Genomic DNA, 25,524 nt, shown 5'->3' with positions numbered 1-25,524 from the left:
ACTGTTAAGCGTCAGAACCCAAACGGCGCGCCGTGCGTGCCCGTTGGCGTGACGTACGTAGTCTACGCAATCTCTTCACGAGCATGGGGTCGTGGGCCAGGGCGTCCTCGGTGTCAATCAGCGTGTTGAGGATCTGGTAGTAGTGCGTGGCGGAGAGGTCGAACAGCTCCCGAATTGCCTGCTCCTTGGCCCCTGCATACTTCCACCACTGCCGTTCGAGCGCCAGCATCTGCTGGTCCCGCCCGCTCAGCCTGGAGCCCGGCTGCGGTGCGGGGAGGGAGTACGCGTTCCCCGCATTTTCGCTGCCTATGCCCGCCAGTGAGAGGTCATCGCGCACTGGTTCGGCCACGGCAAAATCCTTCACTTGATCCGGTCAAAGTCACTTTCCATGGTACGGGCGAATAACACGCCTGTCATTTACGCCGGGTGACGTGCACTTGTGAGGCCCGCCAGCTTCCACAGCACAGCACTGAGAGAATGGACTCGTGTTTGATTCCGAAGCCTTGTTTGAGCTGGAGCCTGCCGTTGAGGCGGTGGGATTCGCTGAGATGGCGGGCCTGCCGATGGACCGCCTGATGGCGGCAGACTGGGCCGCCGCGCTGGCTCCTGCCGAGGCGGAGCTGCGCAGCGTCCTGGAATACCTTGCCGCTGAAGTGGCGGCCGGGCACCAGGTGCTGCCGTCGCCGTCGTACGTCCTGCGCGCCTTTCAACGGCCGCTGGCCGCTGTCAAGGTCCTCATCGTGGGCCAGGACCCTTACCCGACGCCGGGCCACCCCATCGGACTGTCATTCGCAGTGGAGGGGCACACCAGGCCCATCCCGCGCAGCCTCGCAAACATTTACAAGGAACTCGAATCCGACCTGGGCCTTCCAGCGCGCATCCACGGGGATCTCACCCGGTGGGCGGACCAGGGCGTGCTCCTGCTGAACCGGGTCCTGACTGTCCGCGCCGGGGCCGCAGGATCGCACCGTGGCAAGGGTTGGGAAGCGATCACGACGGCGGCGATCGCCGCCGTGGCCGGGCGCCGCGCTGCCGACGGCAATCCGGCGCCCCTGGTGGCCGTGTTGTGGGGCAAGGATGCCGAGGGTGTCCGCCCGCTTCTTGGAAACACTCCGGTGCTCACCAGCGCGCATCCCAGCCCGCTATCCGCCGCACGCGGATTCTTTGGATCGCGCCCGTTTAGCAAGGCGAACGAGGTGCTCCGTTCACAGGGTTCGGAGCCTGTCGACTGGGAGCTTCCGCCGGTTTCTTAGCCTAGGCTTACTTTCATGACTTCCCTCCCTGCCGCCACGTCAGCAAGCCGAAAATCACGTCCCCAGACGAACCTCACGGTCCTGCGGCGCGAGGAACTCTCACCGCACATGGTGCGGATCGTGGCCGGCGGGGACGGCTTCTCCGGCTATGTGAACAACGATTACGTGGACCGCTACGTGAAGATCGCCTTCCCGCAGCCCGGCATCGAGTACCCGCTACCCCTGGACCTTTGGGCCATCCGTGAATCCATGCCCCGCGACCAGTGGCCGCACACCCGGACCTACACGGTGCGCTGGGTGGATGAAGAGGCCCGGGAACTGGCCATCGACTTCGTCATCCACGGTGACGAGGGCCTGGCGGGTCCCTGGGCGGCGACAGCCCGCCCCGGCGACAGCCTGGTGTTCACCGGTCCGGGGGGCGGCTACAACCCGGACCCGGCCGCGGACTGGCACCTCTTCGCCGGTGATGAGGCCGCCTTGCCGGCCATCGCCGCCGCCATCGAGTCACTGCCGACGGACTCCCGCGGCCTGGCGTTCCTTGAAGTGGACAGCGACGCCGATATCCAGCCCGTCAAGGCCCCGGCCGGCCTGCAGGTCCAGTGGCTGGCGCGGAACGGCACCCCCGCCGGAAGCAGCCGACTCCTGGTCAGCGCGGTCCGGGACGCCGAGTGGCCCGGCGGCCGGGTACACGTTTTCGCCCATGGCGAGCGGGGCTACATGAAGTCCCTCCGGGAGGTTTTCTACCGTGAACGGGGCCTTGAACGCTCACAGGTGTCCTTGTCCGGTTACTGGGCCACCGGGCGGGTGGAGGACGACTTCCAGGCCGAAAAGAAGCTTCCCATCGGCCAGATCTAGGCTACGCAGCTGGTAGCTGCACCTCCGGCCCCCGGACAGGTGCAGCTAGCGGCGCCGGGCGCGGCGGCGCTCGTTACTGGCCAGGCTCCGCGTGAGCGGGCGGGCAAGCGTGTCCCCGAGGACGATGCCTGCGGCCACACCCAGCACGATCGCACCGGCGTTCAGCATTCCCCCGGCGCCCACCAGGATCTCCGACTCCTCGATGGTTAATACATACATGGAGCGGAATATAGTGAGGCCCGGGAGCAAAATCAGCGCCGCGGGAACGGCCACCACCAGCTGCGGGGCTCCCATCCTCAGAGCAATCACCCTGGCCATGAGGCCGATGACCACGGCCGCCACGGCTGGCGAAAACCTCGCACCCATACCGATCAGCTCAGCGCCGAGCAGCACCATGTACCCCACGACGCCCACTCCGGCGGTAGGTAGCAGGAGCTGCCACGATGTCTGTTCGGTGACGCCGATGGCTACGACGGCGATGGCGATCAGGATCACCACAACCCAGAAGTCATACGCGGGCGGGAATGTCTCCGTGACGTCGATTTCCTCCATGCCCATCATGGTTCCGAACACGAAGGCCACCGAGATCCCGGCGACGAGGGCGCCGAAGGTCAGCATGGTGGACAGGAACCGGCCCGCCGCCGTGACGGGGAAGCCGTTGATGGCGTCCTGGACCGAGGAGACAAGACGGCCGGTGGGCAGGAGCAGCAGGATGCCGCCCACCACCACAATCGCCGGCGCGATCTGGATGCCGATAGGGCTGCCGAACCGCCACAGCAGCAAGGCGATGAACGTGACCAGGAACGCGCACGACGCCGTCGTGAAGAAGTCAGGCACACGCCAGCGGCCCAGTTGCCGGGCCAGCAGGCTGACCAGCAGGTTCGAGCCGAACGCGATGGCTGAGGCACCCGGGCCGCCGCCGAGGACACCCACGAACACCGCGGCGAACACGCCGAAGGCAACCGTAACCATCCAGCGCGGAAACGGCTTGGACGCCCGGACGATTTCGTCCAGCCGGCGGACTGCCTCATCCCGGCCCACCCCGCCTGCCACGATGTCGGTGACGAGCTGGTGCACCTGGGCCAGGCCGGCGTAATTGTTGGTCCAGGAGCGCACCACCCGGAGCAGCGAGATGGGTGGCTGGTCCTTCGGCGCATAGTTGATGGCCACCGACTGGTTGGTGATGTCCACTTCGATGTGCTTCAGGCCCAGTGCCGCCGTGACGGCGATGATGCTGGTTTCCACTTCGAGGGCACCGGCGCCGTAACGGAACATGGACTCGGCCAGGTGGAGCGCGAAGTCGATGGTCTTGCGCGCGGAGGTATCCACTCCCCCGACCTGGATCATGGGGTTGGCGTACGGGCTGCCCGCAAGCCGGTCCACGATGCTCATGGGGGCTGTCGGCGGGTTCTCGCCCTGCACCAGCCGGCGCAGCATGCGCTTGGCGGCGGCGTTCTGCCGCACCTGGGACGCCGTGAGCGGCTGGGTCGGGGGCAGCGGCGTCGTAGGCGGCCTGCGGCGACCGTCGGGTGCTTTGGTCATTGCGGCCTCCTCAAGGGCTTAACACAGGAATTTAGTAGAACTGCCGGCCTGTTCGCCGGGTGTACAACTGGCGGGCGACACGTTCGCCGGCCGCCGTCCAGGCTTTGTATTTCAACGGGCTGATGACCTGGTCGTAGCAGCCCACGAAGTCGGTCACCGTCTTGCTGAAGCTGGTCTTGAACAACCCCAGGCCGTGGAACGGGTTGGACGTGTCCTTGAGTTTGTCGCTGGGCGGTGTGCCACAGAAGTCGTATTCCGTGCAGCCGAGTTCCTTGACCTGGTTGATGGCAGTCCACTGCACCAGGTGGGAGTCTCCGTACTGGCTGCGCTTCTGGAGGGAACCGCCGTCCTTGTATGTCCCTTTCCGGCCGTAATTGATCACGAAGGCCCCTACGGAAGGGACGCCGTTCTCGTAGACGAACAGCAGCCGCCCCTGGCCGCGACCGATGAAGTTGGTCCAGAACTGCCGGTAATAGTCGTACTCGCGGACCCGGACCTGCGACTTCGCTTCCACCGTGGTGGTCATCAGTGCATACATGGCCCTGAAGTTCTCTTCGGTGGGCTCCACGTTGTGGACTTCCACGCCCTCGCGGATGGCCCGGCGCACAGCGTTGCGTCCCCTGGAATGCAGGTTCCGAAGCAGCTGGTTCTCCTCCGGCGCGATGTCCAGCAGTGCGGTGGAGTCGTTGGGCTGCAGGTTGGGCGTCTTAACCAGCCCGGCGCCCTCGATCACGCGCCGTGCGTCCTCCGAGAGGATGATGTCCGGCTCAATCTTGATGGCAAAGACGCCCAGCCTTGCGCGCTTCACAAACTCCGCGTTGGCCGCGGCAATGCCCGGGATATCTTCAACTGCTGCCACGTCCGGACCCTTGATGAGGTACCAGAGCTTGCCCAGGACCGGGAAGGATTTCTCCAGCACCAGGTTGTAGCTCGTGTAGTCAGCGGTTTCGTAGACCAGGTGGAGGGGCTTCCAGCCGAAGTGTTGTTTGACCTCGGCAAAAGCCTCAGACTGAAGCAGGTTTCCGCCGTTCGGGTTCGCAGTCACGTGGGTGTCCCAGTTGGCGACCTCCTCGGCGGAGGCAAAGCGGGCGGTAAATTCTCGCAAGTGCGCGGTGTCCAATCTTCGCGGTCGGTGCTTCGGGTGCATGCCGGGCATGCAAGCCACAAGTCTATCGGCCCACCCTAGGAGGACGCTGACCGGAGGTTCCCTGACGGCCGGGCTCAGAGTCGGAGCTGTTCCAGGGATTCGAGCCGGACGGCCAGTGGTTCCTTGCCCAGGGATCTCTGGCTTTTTGCCAGCCGGTCCGCATTTTCGAGCCTGGACAGGCTCAGTCCGGTCATTTCGGTGATCCGGGCAATCGGGACCTGGAACGTGCGGAAGGGGCCCAGCGGAGGCGGCTCATCGGCCAGGAGCCGTTCGCGGATAGCCTTCTTGAGCTCCACTTTTCCCAGCAGCGGCGACTGGTCCAGCACGAACCCCGCAGCAGCGAGTTTTCCGTCCGTGGTCCAGGCCGCGATCTTCCAGAACTTCCGGGGTATCTGCACGCCGCGGTACGGCAGGTCGTCGTCTGCCAGCACCGGTCCCGTGAAGACGGTGAGCTTGGCGTCGTTGAGGTCGGCGTGATTCAGGACGTGGTTTTCCAACCCCACCCACAGCTCCTTGCCCTGGTTGAAGTCGTCAACCTGCGGGGCGGCGTTGGTGAAGGCGAAGGTGTCCTGGTTGGCGGCCTTGGCAGTCTCCGGATCGCCCCACACCGGGTCCAGCCGCCGGACCAGGTGCCCCCGGTCAAAGGCGTTGTTCTTGTAGACGTCCGGCCCGGCCTGGTGCTCCTGGGGAACCCGGGGATCGAAATGCCAGGTCCCTTCCCGGGCCAGCGCCACCAGCTCGCGTCCGTGGATGTTGACGCCGACGACGGCGGCTAGCTTGCGCGCCGGCCGCAGCCTGACGGAAAAGTGGATGTAGTCGAGCAAAACCGTTGCTGCCGGCGGACTGGGCAGCTCAAGGCGTGCCCGCAAGAAGTCCCGGTCATATCCCCCAGTCATAGTTACATAGTGGCACTCCAGTCACACAGTGAACAGAGCCCGCGACGGAAGCTGCGGGACGGGGTCCGGGAACCTGCTGCCGGACCGATTCGCCCGTGTCCACTCCGGCTTGACTCGGCCTGCCGGACTGGCAAGGGTTGAAGCATGCAGGCCCATCACGAAGAGTCTTTGTCCGGTTCCCGCGGCGGGTCCGGCACCGGTCCCGGGCATCGCAGCGCAGGCGTCCAGCTGATGGGCCTGGTTGCGTTCCTCGGTGCTTCGGCCTTAGTCGCCTGGTTGGGTGCGCTGGCCACCCTGAACAATGTGGACGGCTGGTACGCCACGGCGGACAAGGCGCCGTGGTCACCGCCCAACTGGGTGTTCGGCCCTGCCTGGACGCTGCTCTATACGGCCATGGCCGTTGCCGCGTGGCTCGTGTGGCGGCGCCGCTCGGAACGCACGGGACCAGCCTTGGCTGCCTACGCCGTCCAGCTCGTGTTGAACCTGTCGTGGACGCCCGTGTTTTTCGGCCTCTATCCGGTGATGGGCACCGCGGCGCTCTGGCTGGGTCTGGCCATCATCATCGCCCTGGTCATCGCCGTGACCGTGACCGTGCTGTTTTTCGGCCCTATCAGCCGACCGGCCGGCCTTCTGCTGTTGCCGTACATCTCGTGGCTGGTATTCGCCACGAGCCTCAACTGGTGGGCGGCCCTGCACAACTGAAGTAACCCCGGCGGGGACTACCGGCTCAGCATTCGACGACGTTGACGGCGAGGCCGCCCATGGCCGTTTCCTTGTATTTGGAGGACATGTCCCGGCCGGTCTCGCGCATGGTCACGATCACCTCGTCCAGGGACACCCGGTGCGTTCCGTCACCCCAGAGCGCCATCTTCGCGGCGTTGATGGCCTTCGCCGCGGCGATCGCGTTCCGCTCGATGCAGGGGATCTGCACCAGACCGCCGATCGGATCACACGTCAGGCCCAGGTTGTGTTCCATCGCGATCTCCGCCGCGTTCTCCACCTGCGCAGGAGTGCCGCCCATGACCTCGGCCAGGCCGGCCGCGGCCATCGACGACGCCGAACCCACCTCGCCCTGGCACCCCACCTCGGCACCCGAAATCGACGCCTGCTCCTTGTACAGCACACCAATGGCACCGGCGGTCAGCAGGAACTTCACCACCACATCATCCCGGTCCGCCTGCGTCGCCTGATCCATGCCCGGCGCGAAATGCAGGGCGTAATACAGCACCGCCGGAATGATCCCCGCCGCCCCGTTCGTCGGCGCCGTGACCACCCGGCCGCCGGAGGCGTTCTCCTCGTTCACCGCCAGCGCGATCAGGTTGACCCACTCCTGCCAGTACTTCGGATCCCGGTACCCCGGGTCCTGGGAATCCTGCTCCCGGGTCTCCTTCATCAGCCGCTCATGCCAGTCAGGCGCACGACGGCGGACCTTCAGCCCGCCGGGCAGCAGCCCCTCACGCTGCAGGGACACCGCGACGCACTCCTCCATCACGGAATAGATGTGCAGCAGCCCCTCGCGGATCTCCTCCCCGGACCGGGACGCCCGTTCATTGACGAACATGATCTCCCCGATGGACAGGCCCTTGGACTGGCACCGGCCCAGCAACTCCGCAGCGGTCCGGAACGGCAGCGGCAGCTCCTTCTTGGACTCCTCCAGCTCCTGCCGGGCCGCGTCCTCCTCGCCCTCACGGACAATGAACCCGCCGCCGACGGAGAAGAACGTCGCCTGGTGCAGCACCTCACCGCCGGCGTCCGAAACCGTGAACGTCATCCCGTTCGTGTGCCGCGGCAGGATGGTCAACGGCCGCAGCACCATGTCCTTCACCCCGTACGGCAACGCCACACCCTGCCCGTCACCGGCGCCGGCCAGCTGCAGCTTCCCGGTCTCCGCGATCGCCGCCAGCCGCTCCTCCACCTCAGCCGGCAGGATCTTCTCCGGATGATAACCCTCCAGCCCCAGCAGGATCGCCGTCATGGTCCCATGCCCGTGCCCGGTCGCAGCCAGCGAACCGTACAGATCCACCCGCAGCGACGCCACCCGGTCCAGATCACCGGACGCCTTCAGCTCCTCGGCGAACACCGCGGCAGCCCGCATCGGACCCACCGTATGCGAACTCGACGGACCGATTCCAATGGAAAAAAGATCAAACACACCAACAGCCATAGCCGGGGTCCTTACTTGGTCTAGCTGTGGTCCGGCAGATGGTCCTGCCGGAGGGCGGTGCAGCCGCCGGTGGGCGGCTGAACTGCCGGATGCACGACGACGGGCGGCAGCTTATGGCGGCCGCCCGGCGTCGTGATCTGTTACTTCTGTAATACGGCCTCTAGCCCAGGTTGGCAACCGAGGGGTACAACGGGTGGGCGGAGGCGAGGGCCTCAACCCGTGAGCGCAGGCCGGAAAGGTCCGCGCCGGCGTCGGCGATCAGCGCCTCAGCGATGATGTCCGCCACTTCGGCAAAGGCTGCTTCGCCGAAACCGCGGGTTGCGAGGGCCGGTGTGCCGATGCGCAGTCCCGAAGTGACCATCGGCGGCCTCGGGTCGAACGGCACGGCATTGCGGTTCACGGTGATGTCGATGGCCGCGAGGCGGTCTTCCGCCTGCTGGCCGTCGAGTTCGCAGTTGCGCAGGTCCACCAGGACCAGATGCACGTCGGTTCCGCCGGAGATCACGCTGATCCCCCTGGCGGTGACGTCCGGCTGGACCAGGCGGTCAGCCAGGATCCGGGCACCGGCAAGGACGCGTTCCTGGCGTTCCTTGAACTCCGGGGATGCGGCGATCTTGAATGCCACGGCCTTGCCGGCGATGACGTGCTCCAGGGGGCCGCCCTGCTGGCCGGGGAACACCGCCGAGTTGATCTTCTTGGCGATGTCGGCGTCGTTGGAGAGGATGATGCCGCCGCGCGGACCGGCGAGGGTCTTGTGCGTGGTGGACGTGGTGACGTGTGCGTGCGGCACCGGCGACGGGTGCAGTCCGGCCGCGACGAGCCCGGCAAAGTGGGCCATGTCCACCATCAGGTAGGCGCCCACCAGGTCGGCGATCCGGCGGAACTCGGCAAAGTCCAGCTGCCGGGCATAGGCGGACCAGCCCGCGACGATCAGCTGCGGCTTGTGCTCCAGGGCCAGGCGTTCCACCTCTGCCATGTCGATCCGGTGGTCCTCTTCGCGGACCTGGTACGGAATGACGTTGTACAGGCGGCCGGAGAAGTTGATGCGCATGCCGTGGGTCAGGTGCCCGCCGTGGGCAAGGTTCAGGCCCATGATGGTGGCGCCCGGCTTGATCAGTGCATGCATCACCGAGGCATTGGCCTGCGCCCCGGAGTGCGGCTGCACGTTCGCGAACTCGGCGCCGAACAGGGCCTTCACCCGGTCAATGGCCAGCTGCTCGATCACATCGACGTGTTCGCAGCCGCCGTAGTAGCGCTTGCCCGGGTAGCCTTCGGCGTACTTGTTGGTCACCACGGAGCCCTGGGCCTGCATCACAGCCTTGGCGGTGTGGTTCTCCGAGGCGATCATTTCCAGGCCGCTGCGCTGGCGGGCCAGTTCGTCGTCGATCTTCGCTGCGATCTCGGGGTCCAGCGCGGACAGGTCCGCGTCCAGGGACGCCGAGACTACCTGCTCGAACGCGACGGTGCCTGCAGCGCCCGCCGGGCTCACAGTTCGCCGCCGTTCTTGGAAGCGTATTCCTCGGCGGAGAGCAGCGGGCCGTCCGATTCGGCGGCGACCTTGAAGAGCCAGCCGGCGCCGTACGGGTCGCTGTTGATCAGCGCGGGGTCGTCGACGACGGCGGAGTTGGTTTCGGTGACCTCGCCGGTGACCGGGGAGTACAGGTCCGAAACGGACTTGGTGGACTCGACCTCGCCGCAGGTCTCCCCTGCGGTCACCGTGGCGCCGACCTCGGGCAGGTCAACGTACACAATGTCGCCGAGCGCGTCCGTGGCCACGGCGGAAATCCCGATGGACACGAGGTTCCCGGTTTCCCGCGCCACCCACTCGTGCTCGTCGGAGTACTGGAGTTCGGGGGCTACTTTTGCCATGTGTTTTTTCCTTTAGTTTGGTTTGCGAAAAGTGAGAGAGCGTTGGCCCAAACACTGCAGGAAGTGAGAGAGCGTTGGGGCTGGGATCCGGCAGCGTGCGTCAGAGCGACGTGGGCCCACGCCGGCAGGGTTCCCTTGCCGAGCTTGCGAGGCTAGGGAGCCGGTGGGGAGCAGCACGCAGAGGATCCCAGCCCCAACGCACCCCGAAAGCTACTTTTGGCGCTTGTAGAAAGGCAGTGCGACCACTTCGAAGGGCTCGGCCTTGCCGCGCAGGTCGATGTCCAGGGCGGTGCCCACCTCGGAGTGCTCGACGTCGACGTAGGCCAATGCCACAGGGTAGCCCAGAGTGGGGCTTGGCTGGCCGGAGGTCACTTCGCCAACAACGTTGCCGTCCTTGAGGACCGGGTAGTGGCCGCGGCCGGCACGCCGGCCCAGGCCTTTGAGGCCCACCAGCTTGCGCCCGCTCGTGGAACCGGCTCCGCCGGCCTTGAGTGCTTCGAGCGCCGCACGGCCCACGAAGTCGCTTTCCTTGGCGAGTGAGACAACCGGGCCGAGGCCTGCTGCGTAGGGGTTGCCGTCGCGGGAGAGCTCGTTGCCGTAGAGCGGCATGCCGGCTTCCAGGCGCAGCGAGTCGCGGCAGGCCAGGCCGGCCGGGACGAGCTCGCCTTCCTCGGCCACAGCTGAGATTGCCTGCCACAGGGCTGCGGCGTCGGCGTTGTCCACGAAGATCTCGAAACCGTCCTCACCGGTGTACCCGGTGCGGGCCAGCAGGAGGTCCTTGCTGCTGCCGGCCACCATGAAGGGAACCTCCACGGCGGCGTAGTACTTCAGGCCGGTCACCAGCTCGTGCAGCGCCGCGGGAACCAGGCGAAGCAGGATGGCCTCGGCCTTGGGGCCCTGGACGGCGATCAGCGAGGTGTCAGCGGAAACGTCGTCCACTACGACGTCGAAGTTTGCAGCCCGTTCGGCCAGGGCAGCGGCGACGACGACGGCGTTGCCGGCATTGGGGACCACCAGGAACTTGTCCGTGCCGTCTTCAGCAACAGGGCGACGGTACGTGATGAGGTCGTCGATGATGCCGCCGTCTTCCTGGCAGATCAGCGAGTACTTTGCCTTGCCCACGGACATGGCGGAGATTTTTCCGACCAGGGCATAGTCCAGGAACGCCGCAGCGTCCGGGCCGGTCACCCAGACTTCGCCCATGTGGGAGAGGTCGAACAGGCCGGCGGCGTTGCGGACGGCGTGGTGCTCGGCCAGCTCGGAGGAGTACTTCAGGGGCATCTGCCAGCCACCGAAATCGGTGAAGGACGCGCCCAGTTTCTTGTGCTCTTCGTAGAGCGCGGTGTAGTTCTCAGTCAACGGGGGAATCCTTAGTTTTCGAAGTCTTCGATGGGAGGGCAGGAGCAGATCAGGTTGCGGTCCCCTGCTGCGCCGTCGATGCGGCCCACGGGCGGGAAGTACTTGTCCTGCTTGAGGTGGTGGACCGGGAAGGCGGCCTGCTCGCGCGGGTACTCTCGGTTCCAGTCGGAAGAGACGACGGCGGCCGCAGTGTGCGGTGCGTTGCGCAGCGGGGAGTCCGCCACGGTGAAGTCACCGTTGGCCACCTGGTCAATTTCCTGGCGGATGGTGATCATCGCGTCGATGAAGCGGTCGATCTCCACCAGGTCCTCGGACTCGGTGGGCTCCACCATGAGCGTGCCGGCAACCGGGAACGCGAGGGTCGGTGCATGGAAGCCGAAGTCGATGAGGCGCTTGGCAACATCTTCCGCGGTGACGCCGGTCTTGGCCGTCAGTTCGCGCAGGTCCAGGATGCACTCGTGTGCCACGAGTCCGCCTTCGCCGGTGTACAGCACCGGGAAGAACTCGTTCAGGCGGGACGCGATGTAGTTTGCCGCCAGCAGGGCCGACTTGGTGGCCTCGGTCAGGCCGGCGCCGCCCATCAGCTTCACGTAAGCCCAGGAAATGGGCAGCACACCGGCGGAGCCGAAGCGCGAAGCGGAGATTGCCACGCCGTGACCGTCCTCGTGTGCGGCCTTGTTCGCGTCCCCCGGCATGAACGGCGCCAGGTGGGCCTTGGCTGCCACCGGGCCGACGCCGGGGCCGCCGCCGCCGTGCGGGATGCAGAAGGTCTTGTGCAGGTTCAGGTGGGACACGTCGCCGCCGAACTTGCCGGGTTGGGCCAGGCCCACCAGCGCGTTCAGGTTGGCGCCGTCAACGTAGACCTGGCCGCCGGCCGCGTGCACCGAGTCGCAGATTTCGCGCACGTCGGCGTCGTACACGCCGTGGGTGGACGGGTACGTGATCATGATCGCGGACAGGACGTCCTTGTTGGCCTCGATCTTCGCCTGGAAGTCGGCGTGGTCGATCGTGCCGTCGGCAGCGGTGGCCACCACAACCACTTTCATGCCGGCCAGCACGGCGGATGCCGCGTTGGTGCCGTGCGCGGAGGCGGGGATCAGGCAGACGTTGCGCTGGTCATCGCCGCGGGAGAGGTGGTAGCCACGGATCGCCAGGAGGCCCGCGAGCTCACCCTGGGAGCCGGCGTTGGGCTGGATGGAGACCTGGTCGTAGCCGGTGATCTCGGCGAGGTCCGCTTCCAGGCCTTCGATCAGTTCACGCCACCCCTCGGTCTGGGAGTCCGGCGCGAAGGGGTGGATGGAGGCGAACTCCGGCCAGGAGATGGCTTCCATCTCGGCGGTGGCGTTCAGCTTCATGGTGCAGGAACCCAGCGGGATCATGGTGCGGTCCAGTGCGAGGTCACGGTCCGAAAGCTTGCGGATGTACCGCAGCAGCTGGGTTTCGGAGCGGTGCGTGTTGAACACCGGGTGCTGCAGGTACTCCGAGGAACGCTCGACGGCGGCCTCGAGGGCGAAGCCGGCGCCCGCATCCGTTCCGGCCACCTCAGCGCCGAAGACGGCGGCGACGGCGGCGACGATTTCCGGCGTCGTGGTTTCGTCGACGGAGACGCCGACGGTATCGGCATCGATGCCGCGCAGGTTGATGCCCCTGGCTTCGGCGGCAGCAACGATTTCAGCGGCCTTGCCCGGAACGCGGACGGTGACGGTGTCGAAGAAGCTGCCGTGCAGGACTTCGAGGCCTGCGGTCTGCAGGGAGGCTGCGAGGGTGCGGGCGTGGTTGTGGACGGTCTCGGCGATGGCCTTCAGTCCGTCGGGGCCGTGGTAGACGGCGTACATGGAGGAGACGATGGCCAGCAGTGCCTGCGCGGTGCAGATGTTGGATGTAGCCTTCTCGCGGCGGATGTGCTGCTCACGGGTCTGCAGGGCCAGGCGGTAGGCCGGAGTTCCCGCGTTGTCCTTGGACACACCCACCAGGCGGCCGGGCATGGAGCGCTCGAGGCCCTTCTGGACGGCCATGTAGGCGGCGTGCGGACCGCCGAAGAACAGCGGCACACCCAGGCGCTGGGTGGAGCCGACGGCGATGTCCGCACCCTGCTCGCCCGGAGGCGTGATGAGGGTCAGCGAGAGCAGGTCAGCCGCGACCGTGACCAGGGCGCCGCGTTCCTTGGCGGCGGCGATGACGGCGGTGTGGTCGAACACCCGGCCGGAAACGCCCGGCTGCTGCAGCACGATGCCGTTGATGATGCCGTCGGGAAGTCCCTGGGACAGGTCCGCAACCTCAACTTCGAAGCCGAGTGCCTCGGCGCGGCCCTTGACGATGGCGATGGTCTGGGGCAGCACATCGGCGTCGAGGACGGTTTTGCCGTCGTGGGCGGTCTTGTTCTTGTTGGCGCGGCGCATCATCAACACGGCTTCGGCCACAGCGGTGGCTTCGTCCAGCAGGGAGGCGTTGGCGATGGGCAGCCCCACGAGGTCCTGGACCATGGTCTGGAAGTTCAGGAGCGCCTCGAGACGGCCCTGGGAGATTTCCGGCTGGTACGGGGTGTAGGCGGTGTACCAGGCCGGGGATTCCAGGACGTTGCGGCGGATCACCGGCGGGGTCACGGTGTCGTAGTAGCCCTGGCCGATCATCTGCACAGCCGTCTTGTTCTTGGCAGCCAGCTTGCGCAGCTCGCCGAGGACTTCAACCTCGCTGAGGGCGTCTTGAAGGCGGAGGGCAACGTCCTGGCGGATGTCGTTGGGGACTGCGGTATCAACCAGCGAATCGACACTGTCGTAACCGACAGACTTGAGCATGGTGTCGATATCGGCCTGGCGGCGGGCGCCAATATGCCGGTCGACAAAGGTGGTGGAGACTGAACTAACCGTCACGAAGGAACTCCATTACTAATGGCAGCGCCGGATGCGCCGCAGTGGTTCGGGTTCCTCCCCGCTCTGTATTGGACCTGAGAGTTTCCGCGGGGACCAGCTTACGCATGGCTCCGCTTGCACCGTCGGTGAGCAGGCACGTCCCAGCGGACAGCCTGCTGCTTTCCAGAGTTGCCTTGCCGCGGCGGTACATGGGCCTGAGAGATTCCTGGGGAGGGTTTGCTCCTACGGCGCCTGCTTGTACCTACTTGCAGAACTCTCCCGCCGCAGATCAAAGGCATATTTAGTTAGCGGTGACAACAGTCACAGCTGCAATTGTCCTACGCGGCGGTCCAGTCTGCAAACTCTGACGTCCAGCCCGGCGCCGCATGACGGACGTCAGCCGCGGAGCCGGTCGACGGCGGCCAGGAGGTTGTCGACGTCGCCACTCATTTCCGGCGGGGCCGTGCCGGGGCCGCTGGCCAGCATGGCGTTGTAATAGAGGCCGTCGCCCATGTAAAGGACAGCCTTGGCCATGGCCGGCCCGACGTCGCCGGCCAAAAGCTCCAGCCAGCTCCGCTGGACTGCCGCAAACCGGTGCATCGTTTCCGCGTGGGCCACCTCGGCGAGCCGCGTGGCAGCCACAAACACGCGGTCCAGCGGGGTTCCTGCCCAGAGCGAGGACCGGATGAAGTAGGCGGCAGCCCCTTCCGGAGCTTTTGCCATCACGTCCAGATCTCCCGCTACGAGCAGGTCCATCCGTTCCAGCAATGCCGAAATCAAGGCCTCCTTGTTCGGGAAGTGGTACAGCAGCCCGCCCTTGGAAACCCCGGCGCGCCGGGCAACGGCGTCCAGCGTGGCGGCACGTTCGCCCACTTCGATCAGCAGGGATTCAAAGGCGTCCAGCACAGCTTCGCGCGCAACGGGTTTTCTGGCCATGGTTCCTATCATGCCCGGTGGGAGGGGCTGGATTCTTAACTGTACCGTCCAGACGGTACAGTTATTGTCATGGGAAATTCATTTGCATCCTCGACGCCGGTCACGCCGACTTTCACACAGAGCCCCGCTGCACCCGGCCGCCCTGTTGCCGGCGGCAGTTTCCGCGCACCGAAACGCGGGCAGGACTGGCTTGCACTGGCGTTGCTGATGTTCCCGGTATTGCTGGTTGCCGTAGACAACACCGCACTGACATTCGCGCTGCCCGCCATCGCCGGCAGCCTCGAGCCCACCGGCGTTCAGCTGCTGTGGATCGTTGACGCCTATCCCCTCGTCCTGGCCGGCCTCCTGGTTGCCATGGGAAGTTTCGGCGACAGGATCGGACGCCGGCGGCTCCTGTTGATCGGCAGCTTCGGGTTCGCCGCGGTGTCCGCCGCCACGGCATTTGCCCCGAGCGCGGAGTGGCTGATCACAGGGCGCGCCGCCCTCGGATTTTTCGGCGCGATGCTGATGCCTTCCACTTTGTCCCTGATCCGGAACATCTTTCCGGATCCCAACCGGCGCCGGCTTGCCATCGCCATCTGGGCGGCGGGCTTCTCCGGCGGCGCCGCGCTCGGGCCCATCTTCGGCGGGTGGCTCGTGGAGCATTTCTGGTGGGGCGCCATCCTGCTGGTGGCCGTGCCCATCATGCTGCCCATCCTGGCCCTTGGCCCGGTGCTCATTCCGGAGTCCAGGGATCCCCGGCCAGGAACAGTGGACGTTGCCAGCATCGCCCTCTCGCTGCTGACCATGGTTCCGCTCGTATACGGCATCAAGGCGCTGGCAACGGAGGGCTTCGGCGCTGTGCCGGCGGCAGTCACCGGCCTCGGACTGCTAATGGGCTATGCCTTCGTCCGGCGGCAGAAACGGCTGCGCAGCCCCCTGCTGGATATGAGCCTGTTCGGCAACAGGATTTTCAGTACGGCGATTACGGCCAATGTCCTGGCACTGTTTTCCTTCAACGGCTTCATTCTTTTCCTGGCGCAACACCTCCAACTGCTCGAGGGCCGGCGGCCCACGGAGGCCGGGATCTCCATGATCCCCGCCCTGCTTGCCACTGTGGTTGCCGGACTGCTGGTGGTCCCGCTGGTGCGCAGGGTAAGGCCCGGATTCGTTGTGGCCGGCGGACTTTCCCTCAGCGCCACCGGCTACTTCATCGTGGCGTTCGGGGATCATTCCGGCGGGCCTGCCCTGCTGCTGGGTGCACTCCTGGTCCTGGCCCTGGGGGTGGGCGCTGCCGAGACGATTTCCAATGACATGATTCTCGGATCCGTGCCGCCGGAGAAATCAGGAGCAGCGGCCGCCATTTCGGAGACCGGCTACGAGATCGGCTCATTGCTGGGAACGGCCATTCTCGGTTCGATCCTGACGGCGTCCTACCAGCGGAACCTCGTCCTGCCCGAGGGCGTCAGCGCCGCCGGCACCGGGGAGGGGACCGCACAGGCCCGGGAGACGCTGGCGGGGGCCATGGAGCTGGCGCATACGCTGCCGGCGCCGCTGGCCGATGCGCTGACGTCCGCGGCCAGGGCCGCGTTTGAGTCGGGCGTCCATATGACGGCGTCCATCGCGCTGGTACTGATGGCCGGGGCGGCAGCCCTTGTCGCCGTCGTACTGCGCGGAGTCCCCAAGGCGACCTAGATCCGCCCGACGCAGCCTGCTACGAGGGGCAGGCGGCAGCATCCCCGGGACAGCAGGAAGCCCGGCGCCGGAACAGGGTCCGGCGCCGGGCTTCCTGGCGATGGCCGGCGACCGGAGTCGCCGTAGTGCTACTGCCGGCGGGCCTACTTGCTGCTCGGCTTGCTGTCGGGAGTGGTCACGCTGGTTGAAGCCTTCATGTTCTCAGCGCCCACCATCCAGGCGTACTGCTCGAGCTTCGAAATGAACTCATGCAGCAGATCCGCCGTGGTGGGATCCTCCTCGTCAACTTCATCGTGGACCTTGCGCATGGTTCCCACAGCCGCTTCCAGGGCCGCGACGATGCGGTCAACGGCGTCCTTGGTGCTGATCAGTCCCTGCGGGAACTGCGCAAGGCTGGTGGTTTCGGCCACAGTGGCGCTGCGGCCGTCCGGCAGGGCGTGGAGGGCGCGCATGCGCTCCGCCATGTCATCGGCGAAGTTCCTGGCGGCATCGATGATTTCATCCAGCTGCAGGTGGAGGTCGCGGAAGTTGGTTCCCACGATGTTCCAGTGAGCCTGCTTGCCCTGGATGTGCAGTTCAATCAGGTCCGCGAGCACAGCCTGCAGATTGTTGGTCAGCGTCGGTGAAGCTTTCATGAATCCTCCTCGATTGGTCCAGTAGTCCTGACGCTATCAGCCACGCGGGGCGGCGGAGGAGGGCTGCAGGAAATTTCTCAGTGAGCTTAGTAACTGACAGCTGGCTTGCGGCCGCCGCCGGACGGACGCGTTTGGCCTGAACACAGACCGCGAGCGCCTGGTGCGGCTGCTCTTCCAGCCGGTATTGGTTGCGTGGGCCCTGTGGTGCACGGGGGCATGGAAGGAACTGCGAGCGGCGTTGCGGACAGGTGGCAACCGGCCCTAGCTCCGGGCACTCCCACGACGCCACCACTCCCCGCGGCCGTTCCCCGAAATAAAAGAACGCAATTCATTTAACCCTTGCGCCGACGGTTTGCGACCCTCATACTAAATGAACGTCATTCATTTAGTGACGGTCGTCTCACTGGAAGTAAGCACATGATTGAAATTTCCTGCCTCGACTCCCCTCCTTCCCTGGCCCGGACAACGCCGTCCGCACGCGCCGCCCTGAGGGTGGGCGTGGTGCAGCACCGCTGGCACGCAAACCCGGACGCCCTCCTGGCCGAACTCGACGAAGGCATCGGCCGCGCCGCCCGGCTGGGCGCCACGGTGGTCTTCCTGCCCGAACTCACGCTGTCCCGCTACCCCGCGGACACCCGGCCGGAGAACGATACGGCCCGGCCCTGGGCGCCGCGCCCCCGCCCGTCGGACCTTGCTGAGGACCTGCTGACCGGGCCCACCTTCCGCTTCGCCGCGAAGGCCGCCCGCCGGCACGGCATCTCCGTCCACGCTTCCCTGTACCAGCGCGCGGAGAACCCGGACGGATCGGATGACGGCCTTGGATTGAACACTGCAATCCTGGTATCGCCGGGGGGTGAACTTGTTGGCCGCACGCACAAACTGCATATCCCGGTGACCGCCGGCTACTACGAGGACAAGTTCTTCCGCCAGGGGCCTGCCACCGAAGGTGCCTACGAGGTCCATTCCCCGGCCGAACTGGGCGGGGCCCGGCTGGGCATGCCCACCTGCTGGGACGAATGGTTCCCGGAACTTGCCCGGCTGTATTCCCTGGGCGGGGCAGACATCCTGGTCTACCCAACCGCCATCGGCTCCGAACCGGACCACCCGGAGTTCGACACCCAGCCGCTCTGGCAGCAGGTGATCGTGGGCAACGGGATCGCCAACGGCCTGTACATGGTGGCCCCCAACCGCTGGGGAAACGAAGGAACCTTGAATTTCTACGGCTCCTCCTTCATCTCGGACCCGTACGGCCGGATTCTCGTCCAGGCGCCCCGCGACGCCTCCGCCGTCCTGGTGGCCGACCTGGACCTTGACCAGCGCAGGGACTGGCTCACCCTGTTTCCTTTCCTGGCCACCCGCCGCCCGGACACCTACGGCCGGCTGACCGAACCGGTGCGGCACGACCAGCCGCTGGGCGGCGAAGCCCGCACCTACCACGAGGTGACCGGATGAGCCGCTGGCGCATGCCCGCCGAGACGGCGCCGCAAGAACGCATCTGGATGGCATTCCCCACAGGCGGCTACACGCTCGGTGACACCGCCGGGGAGGCACACGCCGCACGGTCCGTCTGGGCCTCCGTTGCCAATGCCGCCGTCGAATTCGAGCCGGTCACCGTGGTGGTGGCGCCCGACGACGTCGGCACCGCCGCAAGCTACCTGGATCCCGCCGTCGAGGTGCTCACCGCGGACCTGAACGATGCCTGGATGCGGGACATCGGCCCCACCTTCGTCCTCGACGACGACGGGCGCCTGGGCGCGGTCGACTGGGTCTTCAACGGCTGGGGCGGGCAGGACTGGGCGCGCTGGGACAAAGACGCTCTGATCGGCGCTGAAGTAGCGGGCCGATCCGGGGCCCGCCACCGTGCTTCCTCCTTGGTCAATGAAGGCGGCGGCATCCACGTGGACGGCGAGGGAACCGTGCTGGTGACCGAAACCGTGCAGCTGGACCCGGGCCGCAACCCCGGACTGTCCAAGGCGGACGTGGAGGCCGAACTCGCACGGACCATCGGCGCCACCCACGTCATCTGGCTGCCCCGCGGCCTGACCAGGGACTCCGAACGGTTCGGAACCCGGGGGCACGTGGACATCGTGGCCGCGATCCCCTCCCCCGGAACGCTGCTGGTCCATTCGCAGCAGGACCCGGAGCATCCCGATTTCGAGGTCAGCCGCGAAATCATCGCCTACCTGTCCACTACCAGGGACGCGGCCGGCCGCGAGTGGAACATCATCGACGTTCCTGCTCCCGCCACGCTGCGGGACCACGAGGGCTTTTTCGTGGATTACAGCTACATCAACCACCTGGTGGTGAACGGCGGCGTGATTGCGTGCACGTTCGCCGACGCCAACGACGAAAAGGCCTTGCGGATCCTTGCAGACGCCTACCCCGGCCGCCGGATCGTGGGCATCGACGCCCGCGAGCTGTTCGCAAGGGGCGGCGGCATCCACTGCATCACCCAGCAGCAGCCTGCTGCCTCACCTAAGATGTTGACTCCCAGAAAGGCCCGGACATGACCCAAACCATCCGCCGCTCCACGTCCGGCGCAGCCGGCACAAAAGCAGCCGGCGCCGGTTCGACCGGCGCTGACGCGCCGGGCACCGCGCACGGCATCACCGGAAAGGGACTGAAGGGCGGGCAACTGGGCCTCCTCGCCGTCGTCGTCCTTGGCATTTCGACCATCGCGCCGGCCTATACGCTCACCAGCGCCCTTGGCCCCACCGTGAACGAGGCCGGGCTGCAGCTGCCCGTCATCTTCCTCATCGGTTTCATCCCCATGATTTTGGTGTCCCTTGCCTACCGGGAGCTCAACGCCGACTCGCCGGACAGCGGCACCACCTTCACCTGGGTCACCAAGGCCTTCGGCCCGTGGGTGGGGTGGATGGGAGGCTGGGGACTCCTCGCGGCGAACATCATCGTGCTGTCCAACCTGGCAGCGGTGGCGGTGGACTTCTTCTACCTGTTCCTAGCCCAGCTCACCGGGGCTCCGGAACTGGCGGACCTCGCCGCCAACAAACTCCTGAATGTCGCCACGTGCTTCGTGTTCGTGGCCTTGGCCGTCTGGGTGAGCTACCGCGGCCTGCACACCACCAAGATCGTGCAGTACGGCCTGGTGGGATTCCAGTTGCTGGTGCTCGGCCTGTTCGTGGCCATGGCCTTCGCCAACTGGTCGTCCTCGGAAACCTCCATCCCGTTCAGCTGGGAATGGTTTGACGTCACCAAGATCGAGACCTTCGGGCAGATCGCCGCCGGAATTTCGCTGTCCATCTTCGTGTACTGGGGCTGGGATGTGTGCCTCACCGTGAACGAGGAAACGGCCAACGGCAAGAAGACCGCAGGCATTGCCGGCACGCTCACCGCCGTGGTGGTCCTGGGCATCTACCTCCTGGTCACCATCGCCACCATGATGTTCGCCGGCGTGGGCACGGAGGGCGTCGGGCTGAACAACGAGGAGAACCACGCAAACATTTTCACCGCGCTGGCGTCCCCCATCATGGGTCCGTTTGCGATCCTCATGTCCCTGGCGGTCCTGTCCAGCTCAGCGGCTTCGCTGCAGTCCACGTTCACCTCGCCGTCCCGCAGCCTGCTGGCCATGGCACACTACGGTGCCCTGCCGAAGCCGTTCAGCCACATGAGCAAGAAGTTTTCGACGCCGGGTTTCGCAACGATCGCTGCCGGCGTCCTCTCCGCGGGGTTCTATGCGGTGATGCATGTGGTCAGCGAAAACGTCCTGAACGACACCATCCTGGCCCTGGGGCTGATGATCTGTTTCTACTACGGGCTGACGGCGTTCGCATGCGCCTGGTACTTCCGCAACAGCGTCTTCAGCAGCGTCCGCAATTTCGTGCTGCGGCTGCTATGCCCCCTGCTGGGCGGGCTGGGACTGCTGGTGGTGTTCCTGCAGACGGCCGTGGACAGCTGGGCGCCCGAGTTCGGCAGCGGCTCCGAAATCTTCGGCGTGGGCCTGGTGTTCGTCCTTGGCGTGGGGATCCTGGCCCTCGGCGCGGTGTTCATGCTCATCATGGCCAGGCTGCGCCCCGGGTTTTTCCGCGGCGAAACCATCCGCAAGGACACCCCTGCCCTGGTGGTTCCGGAGTAAAGCGGGCAGCTCAGCAGCAGCCCGCCAGCTGCTCACCAGTAATGGGCAACGTCAACCACAAAGCGGGATCCCGCCCCGGGTCCGTCCAAGGTGAACACCCGGAAGGGAAGGCGTCCGCGGACACCAAGGCCCATGCTCGAGTAACCCTCGAAACTTCCGGCCCAGGCAACCTGGCGGAAGGTCTGGTAGCCGCCAACATTGGTCAGTTCTTTCGGGTCCGCAGGCTTATACGTGGGGTTACTTCCGTCGTCGTAGGCCGGTGAGTTCACGGTGATCTGCAGGAATGCCCGTCCCCGCAGTGGAACCGGGAGGCCCGAACCGTCCTGCACCACCGTGGGGACATACCGGACCGTGTAGCCTTCCACGGGTCCGTTGAGGTCAACCACCATGCGGTCGAAGCAGTAGTGCTGCCCGGTCCGCACGTTGGTGACCTGCCCCGTGCCCATGGTGTCGTCGGATTTTGCCAGCGATCCCCACACCAGGCCGCAGTAGGAAGCGGACGCTGGTGCCGGGGCCACAAGTCCCAGCCCGGCGGCCATCAGGATTGCTGCGAGCCACACGTGAAATTTCTTCATTTCAGCCACCCCTGGAAGCGATGAGATATCTCAAGCGTAGGAGCCCGGACAGGCAATGACGAGGGTCCACGTCCCTTCGGCGCCCAACCGTTAACCTGCCGCCGTGCAGGTTACGGAACGGCACACAGCGAGGCGCCGGCAGCCCCTGCGGGCTGCCGGCGCCTCGCGTGCCGTGCGTTTGGAATTGTTAGGCGCGTGGAACTGTGGCCGCGCCGAAGGCCTCCTAGCCTTCGCAGTCGCGGCAGTACTTCAAACCGTTCTTTTCCTTGGCAACCTGGGACCGGTGACGGACCAGGAAGCAGGAGGAGCAGGTGAATTCATCCGACTGCTCCGGAACAACAGTGACCGTCAGTTCCTCGCCGGAAAGATCCGCCCCCGGAAGGTCAATGCCTTCGGCGGTATCGTTCTCGTCGACATCGATAACGGCGGTCTGGGCTCCGCCGCCGCGGGACGCCTGGAGGGCCTCCAGCGATTCAGCGGGAGACTCTTCTTCTGTCTTGCGTGGGGCGTCGTAATCGGTAGCCATAGCGTGGTTCACTTTCGTTGCTGCGCAGCGCCGTCTCGGGCACCTCAGTGAAGCAGTTTAGGCCATTATGACGGCAGTTGAAGGAAAGTGTGTTCAACCCGACACATTAGGCCCGCCAGCAGGGCAACCAGACCTCCAGTGCAGGACGCCGGCGGCTATCCTTCGCTTGCCGCGGCAGCCCTTTCCCGGTGCGCGACCGCCGCGTGGTCGGCTGCAAAGGACACCCCGCTGAGGGCCGGCAGCCAGCCCCACCTGGTGACGTCTGCGATGGCGGCATTGCCTTGCTCCCAGGCGGCGTGGTCCGCAGGGTCCGCAGCGGCCGGTGTGGGCCGGGCCTCGAACCACGAGGCAATTCTGGTGAGCAGGCGCGTTGTCATAGGGCCAACGTAGGTGCCGCATGTTGTGGGCACGTTTCGCCGCAGTCTCCGCGGCGTTACATTTCCAACATTCGCCGATGGAGAGGTGTTGGCGGCCCGTGAGCCGTGGATTTAGCCTTGATGCACAGCATCCGAGACCTCCGGAGGTATGGCATGGCCACGAAACTCAACAAGAAGGCACTGGAGCACGCCCGCAGCCTCGTCAAGGACGGAAAAGTTGTCCACGATACCCGGGACGACTGGAGCGAGCACGCACCGTCGGCGGACCAGGAAAATGCCTATATCGACAAGCACGGCTTTCCGGAATTCTCCAAGTGGCACCTGGGCCTGGATCCGGACGATTCGGAAGGAACCAAGGGCAGCGTGAGTTTCCCTTTCGGGGATTTCAAGAAGGTCCACCGTTGCGCGGTGGTTTCCCTGGAAAGCCGGGCTGCCCAGCACAACCACCATGAAATCGCCAAGGCCGCCAAGGACCTGCTCGAAAAGATCGACGCCGAGGACTAGGCGAGGACTAGGCGACGGGACTCAGCACGGCCCCCGGTCGCTACGACTCGGCCACGGGCCACACAACCAGGGTCTTCCACGTGGAAGAATCCGGCTCCGTGGCGGGGTCGCTTAAATAGTATTCCCACATAGAACCAGCCGGGTTGAACCCCTCTTCCGTCATCCGTTCCTGGATGGCGTCGTACGTTGTGCTCAGGGTGTCGTACGGACCGGTGTGGGTCGCTTCGAAGGCCTGGCACGCCGGCAGGGTCCCAGCCGCCACTCCTGCGGCCGCAGAGATCGGCGCCGAGACCGGAAAGCCTGCCTCGACGTCGACGGAGTCGGTGGGCATGTTCAGATACCGGCCAAAAGGCGGGCCGGCCAACTGCACGCCCTGCTGTTGGGCCGCTGACATAACAGCGCCATAAGCGCGGCCGAAGAATTCCGGCAGCTCGTTCATGGGCACTTTTTCGCGGACGACGGCGGTGGCCTGCTCGGTGCGCTGGACCAGGCGGATTTCGGTTTCATGGCTCATACGCCAACCATCCGCGGCGCGTACGCTGCAGCCTAGGGTCGAAGGACCCTGGGCCGGGTGCATGCCAGGCAGCCCGCGGGGCTCAGTGATCGGCGCGCACGCCCTCTTTGAGCCACAACGTGTCGCCCTCAACCCGGTCGAGCTCATCCGAGGCGATGTACGCATGCCCGGCGAACAGACCGGACCTGTCAACCTTCACATAGCCGATCCGCAGCAGCCTTTCCGCTGTGTGGCGGGGCAGACTGGAGGTCGCGGCGAAATGGTCGATCACCGCGCTAACCAGGCCTCCTGTTTCAGCGTCGGTCTGGCCGTCCGAGGTAACCGCCTCCGGATCACCCATCTTCAGGTCCTCGACCTTGCCGATCTTCTTCCCGTCCGGTGCAACCACGTGCATTCCCTCACGTACCTGCTCAATGACCGCCATGACGCCCTCCTCCATGCCTTGCACCGCTGGATGCAACACAGTGTAGGCCTGACGGGGAGCCAGCAATAGGCGGGAAGAATGGCCGCCTTCGTGGAGCCCCCTGTCGGATTCGAACCGACGACCCCCGCTTTACAAGAGCGGTGCTCTGGCCAACTGAGCTAAGGAGGCGTTCCTGTTTCTGCCGGACGGATCCGGCTCAACAGCGGCACCAGGTGCAGTGCTAGATAAGGGTAGCCCAAGGACGCCCCGCTGGTAAAAACGGCAGCGGCCCGGCTCCGGAGGGTTCCGGAGCCGGGCCGCCGGGCTGTTGCGCGGGGCGGTGGTTCCTAGCCCTTGGCGTCGATGGCAGCCTGGATGAACGGGATCAGGTCAGTGTTGGCAGAGTCGCCCTTGCCCCACTGCTTGCCGTCCACGAAGGCGGTGGGGGTGCCGGTCACGCCGATGGCCGCGGCTTCCTGGGTGGCCACCTTCACGTAGGGCCGGAATTTCTTCTCTTCCACGCACGAATCGATGCTCTTGGCGCCCACGTCCGTGGCCATCTTCTTCAGTTCGTCGTCCGAAAGGCCCGCGCCGCCCTCTGAGGGCTGCTTGTCAAAGAGCGCATTGACGAAGTCGGCATACTTTTCCGGCGATTCATTGACCACACAGGCTGCGGCGTTCGCCGCGCGTGAGGAGTAGTTGGTGGTGGACTGCTGGTCCAGGAAACCGAGGGCCCGGTATTCCACCGAGATCTTGCCTTCGTTGCGGAGGCTGGTCAACTGTTCGTTGTAGGTGGTCTCGAACCGCTTGCAGACGGGGCAGATGAAGTCGATGTAGACGACCACCTTCACCGGCTTGCCGGCTTCAGCCTCGGCGCCGGGAGCCGTCACCTCGGCGGGCGGCGTTTCCGGCTTGGCCGGGACGTCCTTCACGTTGACCGTGGCGGGCTCGGACTTCGCGACCTCGGAGTTGGCCAGCAGCGTCACGCCGCCGTGGATGTTGCCGTTGGCCGGGGTGGGACCTTCGTCCGCCACCGGGGCGTTGTTCCGGATGTTGGAACTGACAACCAGTGCCACGATCGCGAGGATGGCTACTACCGCCACCACGATGCCCCAGCCGATGAGGAGCTTGTTGCGCTTGTCCTTCTTTAGCTGCGCCTCACGGATCTCACGGGCTTTCTCGCGGGCCTCGGCAGTGCGTTCTGCTTTGGATTTGCGGGGTTCGTTTGCGGCGCTCATCAGTTCCTCGGGTCGATCGGCCAGGTGCGGACCACATCAGTGGCAACTTTTTCAGTCTAGGGGAGAAACCTGAGAGCTTGCGCCTTCAAGTTTCCGTCCGTCTGCCCAACGGATG

General features: G+C 65.8%; 25 protein-coding genes, 1 tRNA gene and 1 riboswitch. Of the genes, 8 read left to right on the top strand and 18 right to left on the bottom strand.

Annotation, left to right across the window (positions count from 1 at the left end; translation table 11 throughout):
• Positions 1-4: 4 nt before the first annotated feature.
• Entirely contained in the window at positions 5-310 is a 306-nt protein-coding gene (locus RW112_RS17530; RefSeq protein WP_317783232.1) for a DUF3263 domain-containing protein, read from the bottom strand.
• A gap of 175 nt (positions 311-485) precedes the next feature.
• Between RW112_RS17530 and RW112_RS17525 the strand changes: the two genes are divergently transcribed.
• Together RW112_RS17525 and RW112_RS17520 are read left to right on the top strand one after the other, a co-directional pair.
• Positions 486-1,253, top strand: coding sequence for a uracil-DNA glycosylase (locus RW112_RS17525; RefSeq protein WP_317782989.1), 768 nt, complete (start codon positions 486-488; stop codon positions 1,251-1,253).
• A gap of 15 nt (positions 1,254-1,268) precedes the next feature.
• Positions 1,269-2,108: a siderophore-interacting protein gene (locus RW112_RS17520; RefSeq protein ID WP_317782988.1), complete on the top strand. Its 840-nt coding sequence runs from the start codon at positions 1,269-1,271 to the stop codon at positions 2,106-2,108.
• Between the two features lie 45 nt (positions 2,109-2,153).
• Here the strand turns inward: RW112_RS17520 and RW112_RS17515 are convergent, their stop codons facing one another.
• The 3 genes from RW112_RS17515 to RW112_RS17505 all read right to left on the bottom strand — a co-directional run bounded on the left by RW112_RS17515 (position 2,154) and on the right by RW112_RS17505 (position 5,693).
• A complete protein-coding gene (locus RW112_RS17515; RefSeq protein WP_317782987.1) occupies positions 2,154-3,650 on the bottom strand; it encodes a threonine/serine exporter family protein in 1,497 nt (498 codons plus the stop codon).
• 31 nt (positions 3,651-3,681) lie between these two features.
• Positions 3,682-4,755, bottom strand: coding sequence for a lipid II:glycine glycyltransferase FemX (locus tag RW112_RS17510; protein ID WP_317782986.1), 1,074 nt, complete (start codon positions 4,753-4,755; stop codon positions 3,682-3,684).
• 116 nt (positions 4,756-4,871) lie between these two features.
• Entirely contained in the window at positions 4,872-5,693 is an 822-nt protein-coding gene (locus RW112_RS17505) for a DNA/RNA non-specific endonuclease (protein WP_317782985.1), read from the bottom strand.
• A 144-nt stretch (positions 5,694-5,837) separates the two neighbouring features.
• On the opposite strand from RW112_RS17505, the gene RW112_RS17500 reads away from it, so the two are divergent.
• The gene (locus RW112_RS17500) at positions 5,838-6,395 is read left to right on the top strand and encodes a TspO/MBR family protein (RefSeq protein ID WP_317782984.1); all 558 of its coding nucleotides are present in this window, start codon (positions 5,838-5,840) and stop codon (positions 6,393-6,395) included.
• Positions 6,396-6,420: 25 nt separating this feature from the next.
• Here the strand turns inward: RW112_RS17500 and RW112_RS17495 are convergent, their stop codons facing one another.
• The 6 genes from RW112_RS17495 to RW112_RS17470 form a co-directional block, all read right to left on the bottom strand.
• Complete coding sequence (locus tag RW112_RS17495) at positions 6,421-7,857, bottom strand: L-serine ammonia-lyase (RefSeq protein ID WP_317782983.1); 1,437 nt, start codon at positions 7,855-7,857, stop codon at positions 6,421-6,423.
• 160 nt (positions 7,858-8,017) lie between these two features.
• A complete protein-coding gene (gene glyA / locus RW112_RS17490) occupies positions 8,018-9,346 on the bottom strand; it encodes a serine hydroxymethyltransferase (RefSeq protein WP_317782982.1) in 1,329 nt (442 codons plus the stop codon).
• The gene (gene gcvH, locus RW112_RS17485) at positions 9,343-9,726 is read right to left on the bottom strand and encodes a glycine cleavage system protein GcvH (RefSeq protein ID WP_317782981.1); all 384 of its coding nucleotides are present in this window, start codon (positions 9,724-9,726) and stop codon (positions 9,343-9,345) included. Before gcvH ends, glyA begins: the two co-directional genes overlap by 4 nt.
• Positions 9,727-9,936: 210 nt before the next feature.
• The gene (gcvT, locus tag RW112_RS17480; RefSeq protein WP_317782980.1) at positions 9,937-11,085 is read right to left on the bottom strand and encodes a glycine cleavage system aminomethyltransferase GcvT; all 1,149 of its coding nucleotides are present in this window, start codon (positions 11,083-11,085) and stop codon (positions 9,937-9,939) included.
• 11 nt (positions 11,086-11,096) lie between these two features.
• Entirely contained in the window at positions 11,097-13,955 is a 2,859-nt protein-coding gene (gene gcvP / locus RW112_RS17475) for an aminomethyl-transferring glycine dehydrogenase (RefSeq protein ID WP_317782979.1), read from the bottom strand.
• Between the two features lie 172 nt (positions 13,956-14,127).
• Positions 14,128-14,226: riboswitch (glycine riboswitch) on the bottom strand.
• 104 nt (positions 14,227-14,330) lie between these two features.
• Positions 14,331-14,870 (bottom strand): helix-turn-helix domain-containing protein, encoded by a 540-nt coding sequence (locus RW112_RS17470; RefSeq protein ID WP_317782978.1) that lies wholly within the window; start codon positions 14,868-14,870, stop codon positions 14,331-14,333.
• A gap of 69 nt (positions 14,871-14,939) precedes the next feature.
• Between RW112_RS17470 and RW112_RS17465 the strand changes: the two genes are divergently transcribed.
• Positions 14,940-16,544 carry an MFS transporter gene (locus RW112_RS17465; protein WP_317782977.1) on the top strand — a complete coding sequence of 535 codons (1,605 nt, stop codon included), beginning with the start codon at positions 14,940-14,942 and terminating at the stop codon, positions 16,542-16,544.
• A 143-nt stretch (positions 16,545-16,687) separates the two neighbouring features.
• Here RW112_RS17465 and RW112_RS17460 read toward each other — a convergent pair whose 3' ends face one another.
• Positions 16,688-17,179, bottom strand: coding sequence for a DNA starvation/stationary phase protection protein (locus RW112_RS17460; protein WP_317782976.1), 492 nt, complete (start codon positions 17,177-17,179; stop codon positions 16,688-16,690).
• 417 nt (positions 17,180-17,596) lie between these two features.
• Here RW112_RS17460 and RW112_RS17455 point away from each other — a divergent pair, with 417 nt between their 5' ends.
• Genes RW112_RS17455 through RW112_RS17445 form a run of 3 tightly spaced genes read left to right on the top strand, consistent with a single transcriptional unit; the run spans position 17,597 to position 21,272 of the window.
• Positions 17,597-18,631 (top strand): nitrilase-related carbon-nitrogen hydrolase, encoded by a 1,035-nt coding sequence (locus tag RW112_RS17455; RefSeq protein ID WP_317782975.1) that lies wholly within the window; start codon positions 17,597-17,599, stop codon positions 18,629-18,631.
• Complete coding sequence (locus tag RW112_RS17450) at positions 18,628-19,689, top strand: agmatine deiminase family protein (protein WP_317782974.1); 1,062 nt, start codon at positions 18,628-18,630, stop codon at positions 19,687-19,689. The genes RW112_RS17455 and RW112_RS17450 overlap by 4 nt, the downstream gene beginning before the upstream one ends.
• The gene (locus RW112_RS17445; RefSeq protein ID WP_317782973.1) at positions 19,686-21,272 is read left to right on the top strand and encodes an APC family permease; all 1,587 of its coding nucleotides are present in this window, start codon (positions 19,686-19,688) and stop codon (positions 21,270-21,272) included. The genes RW112_RS17450 and RW112_RS17445 overlap by 4 nt, the downstream gene beginning before the upstream one ends.
• Positions 21,273-21,304: 32 nt before the next feature.
• Here the strand turns inward: RW112_RS17445 and RW112_RS17440 are convergent, their stop codons facing one another.
• The 3 genes from RW112_RS17440 to RW112_RS17430 form a co-directional block, all read right to left on the bottom strand.
• The gene (locus RW112_RS17440; protein WP_317782972.1) at positions 21,305-21,847 is read right to left on the bottom strand and encodes a hypothetical protein; all 543 of its coding nucleotides are present in this window, start codon (positions 21,845-21,847) and stop codon (positions 21,305-21,307) included.
• Between the two features lie 223 nt (positions 21,848-22,070).
• The gene (locus RW112_RS17435; RefSeq protein ID WP_305939816.1) at positions 22,071-22,373 is read right to left on the bottom strand and encodes a DUF4193 domain-containing protein; all 303 of its coding nucleotides are present in this window, start codon (positions 22,371-22,373) and stop codon (positions 22,071-22,073) included.
• 155 nt (positions 22,374-22,528) lie between these two features.
• Positions 22,529-22,750 (bottom strand): hypothetical protein, encoded by a 222-nt coding sequence (locus tag RW112_RS17430; protein WP_317782971.1) that lies wholly within the window; start codon positions 22,748-22,750, stop codon positions 22,529-22,531.
• 153 nt (positions 22,751-22,903) lie between these two features.
• Between RW112_RS17430 and RW112_RS17425 the strand changes: the two genes are divergently transcribed.
• Positions 22,904-23,254 carry a hypothetical protein gene (locus tag RW112_RS17425; protein ID WP_317782970.1) on the top strand — a complete coding sequence of 117 codons (351 nt, stop codon included), beginning with the start codon at positions 22,904-22,906 and terminating at the stop codon, positions 23,252-23,254.
• Positions 23,255-23,294: 40 nt separating this feature from the next.
• Here RW112_RS17425 and RW112_RS17420 read toward each other — a convergent pair whose 3' ends face one another.
• The 4 genes from RW112_RS17420 to RW112_RS17405 all read right to left on the bottom strand — a co-directional run bounded on the left by RW112_RS17420 (position 23,295) and on the right by RW112_RS17405 (position 25,409).
• The gene (locus RW112_RS17420) at positions 23,295-23,768 is read right to left on the bottom strand and encodes a GyrI-like domain-containing protein (protein WP_317782969.1); all 474 of its coding nucleotides are present in this window, start codon (positions 23,766-23,768) and stop codon (positions 23,295-23,297) included.
• A gap of 82 nt (positions 23,769-23,850) precedes the next feature.
• Positions 23,851-24,192 carry a hypothetical protein gene (locus tag RW112_RS17415; RefSeq protein WP_317782968.1) on the bottom strand — a complete coding sequence of 114 codons (342 nt, stop codon included), beginning with the start codon at positions 24,190-24,192 and terminating at the stop codon, positions 23,851-23,853.
• Between the two features lie 91 nt (positions 24,193-24,283).
• Positions 24,284-24,360: transfer RNA gene (locus RW112_RS17410), tRNA-Thr, on the bottom strand.
• A 158-nt stretch (positions 24,361-24,518) separates the two neighbouring features.
• Positions 24,519-25,409 carry a DsbA family protein gene (locus RW112_RS17405; RefSeq protein WP_317782967.1) on the bottom strand — a complete coding sequence of 297 codons (891 nt, stop codon included), beginning with the start codon at positions 25,407-25,409 and terminating at the stop codon, positions 24,519-24,521.
• Between the last annotated feature and the right edge of the window lie 115 nt (positions 25,410-25,524).

Source organism: Arthrobacter sp. B10-11, assembly GCF_033142195.1.
GTDB classification, from domain to species: Bacteria; Actinomycetota; Actinomycetes; order Actinomycetales; family Micrococcaceae; genus Arthrobacter; species Arthrobacter oryzae_C.
This window is presented reverse-complemented; position numbering and strand designations above follow the sequence as displayed.

Coding starts and splice junctions, on each gene's coding strand:
- RW112_RS17520 (WP_317782988.1), top strand. CDS start 1,269: ATGACTTCCCTCCCTGCCGCCACGTCAGCAAGCCGAAAATCACGTCCC.
- RW112_RS17515 (WP_317782987.1), bottom strand. CDS start 3,650: ATGACCAAAGCACCCGACGGTCGCCGCAGGCCGCCTACGACGCCGCTG.
- RW112_RS17505 (WP_317782985.1), bottom strand. CDS start 5,693: ATGACTGGGGGATATGACCGGGACTTCTTGCGGGCACGCCTTGAGCTG.
- RW112_RS17500 (WP_317782984.1), top strand. CDS start 5,838: ATGCAGGCCCATCACGAAGAGTCTTTGTCCGGTTCCCGCGGCGGGTCC.
- RW112_RS17495 (WP_317782983.1), bottom strand. CDS start 7,857: ATGGCTGTTGGTGTGTTTGATCTTTTTTCCATTGGAATCGGTCCGTCG.
- gcvH (WP_317782981.1), bottom strand. CDS start 9,726: ATGGCAAAAGTAGCCCCCGAACTCCAGTACTCCGACGAGCACGAGTGG.
- RW112_RS17470 (WP_317782978.1), bottom strand. CDS start 14,870: ATGGCCAGAAAACCCGTTGCGCGCGAAGCTGTGCTGGACGCCTTTGAA.
- RW112_RS17465 (WP_317782977.1), top strand. CDS start 14,940: ATGGGAAATTCATTTGCATCCTCGACGCCGGTCACGCCGACTTTCACA.
- RW112_RS17460 (WP_317782976.1), bottom strand. CDS start 17,179: ATGAAAGCTTCACCGACGCTGACCAACAATCTGCAGGCTGTGCTCGCG.
- RW112_RS17455 (WP_317782975.1), top strand. CDS start 17,597: ATGATTGAAATTTCCTGCCTCGACTCCCCTCCTTCCCTGGCCCGGACA.
- RW112_RS17450 (WP_317782974.1), top strand. CDS start 18,628: ATGAGCCGCTGGCGCATGCCCGCCGAGACGGCGCCGCAAGAACGCATC.
- RW112_RS17445 (WP_317782973.1), top strand. CDS start 19,686: ATGACCCAAACCATCCGCCGCTCCACGTCCGGCGCAGCCGGCACAAAA.
- RW112_RS17440 (WP_317782972.1), bottom strand. CDS start 21,847: ATGAAGAAATTTCACGTGTGGCTCGCAGCAATCCTGATGGCCGCCGGG.
- RW112_RS17435 (WP_305939816.1), bottom strand. CDS start 22,373: ATGGCTACCGATTACGACGCCCCACGCAAGACAGAAGAAGAGTCTCCC.
- RW112_RS17430 (WP_317782971.1), bottom strand. CDS start 22,750: ATGACAACGCGCCTGCTCACCAGAATTGCCTCGTGGTTCGAGGCCCGG.
- RW112_RS17425 (WP_317782970.1), top strand. CDS start 22,904: ATGGCCACGAAACTCAACAAGAAGGCACTGGAGCACGCCCGCAGCCTC.
- RW112_RS17420 (WP_317782969.1), bottom strand. CDS start 23,768: ATGAGCCATGAAACCGAAATCCGCCTGGTCCAGCGCACCGAGCAGGCC.
- RW112_RS17415 (WP_317782968.1), bottom strand. CDS start 24,192: ATGGCGGTCATTGAGCAGGTACGTGAGGGAATGCACGTGGTTGCACCG.
- RW112_RS17405 (WP_317782967.1), bottom strand. CDS start 25,409: ATGAGCGCCGCAAACGAACCCCGCAAATCCAAAGCAGAACGCACTGCC.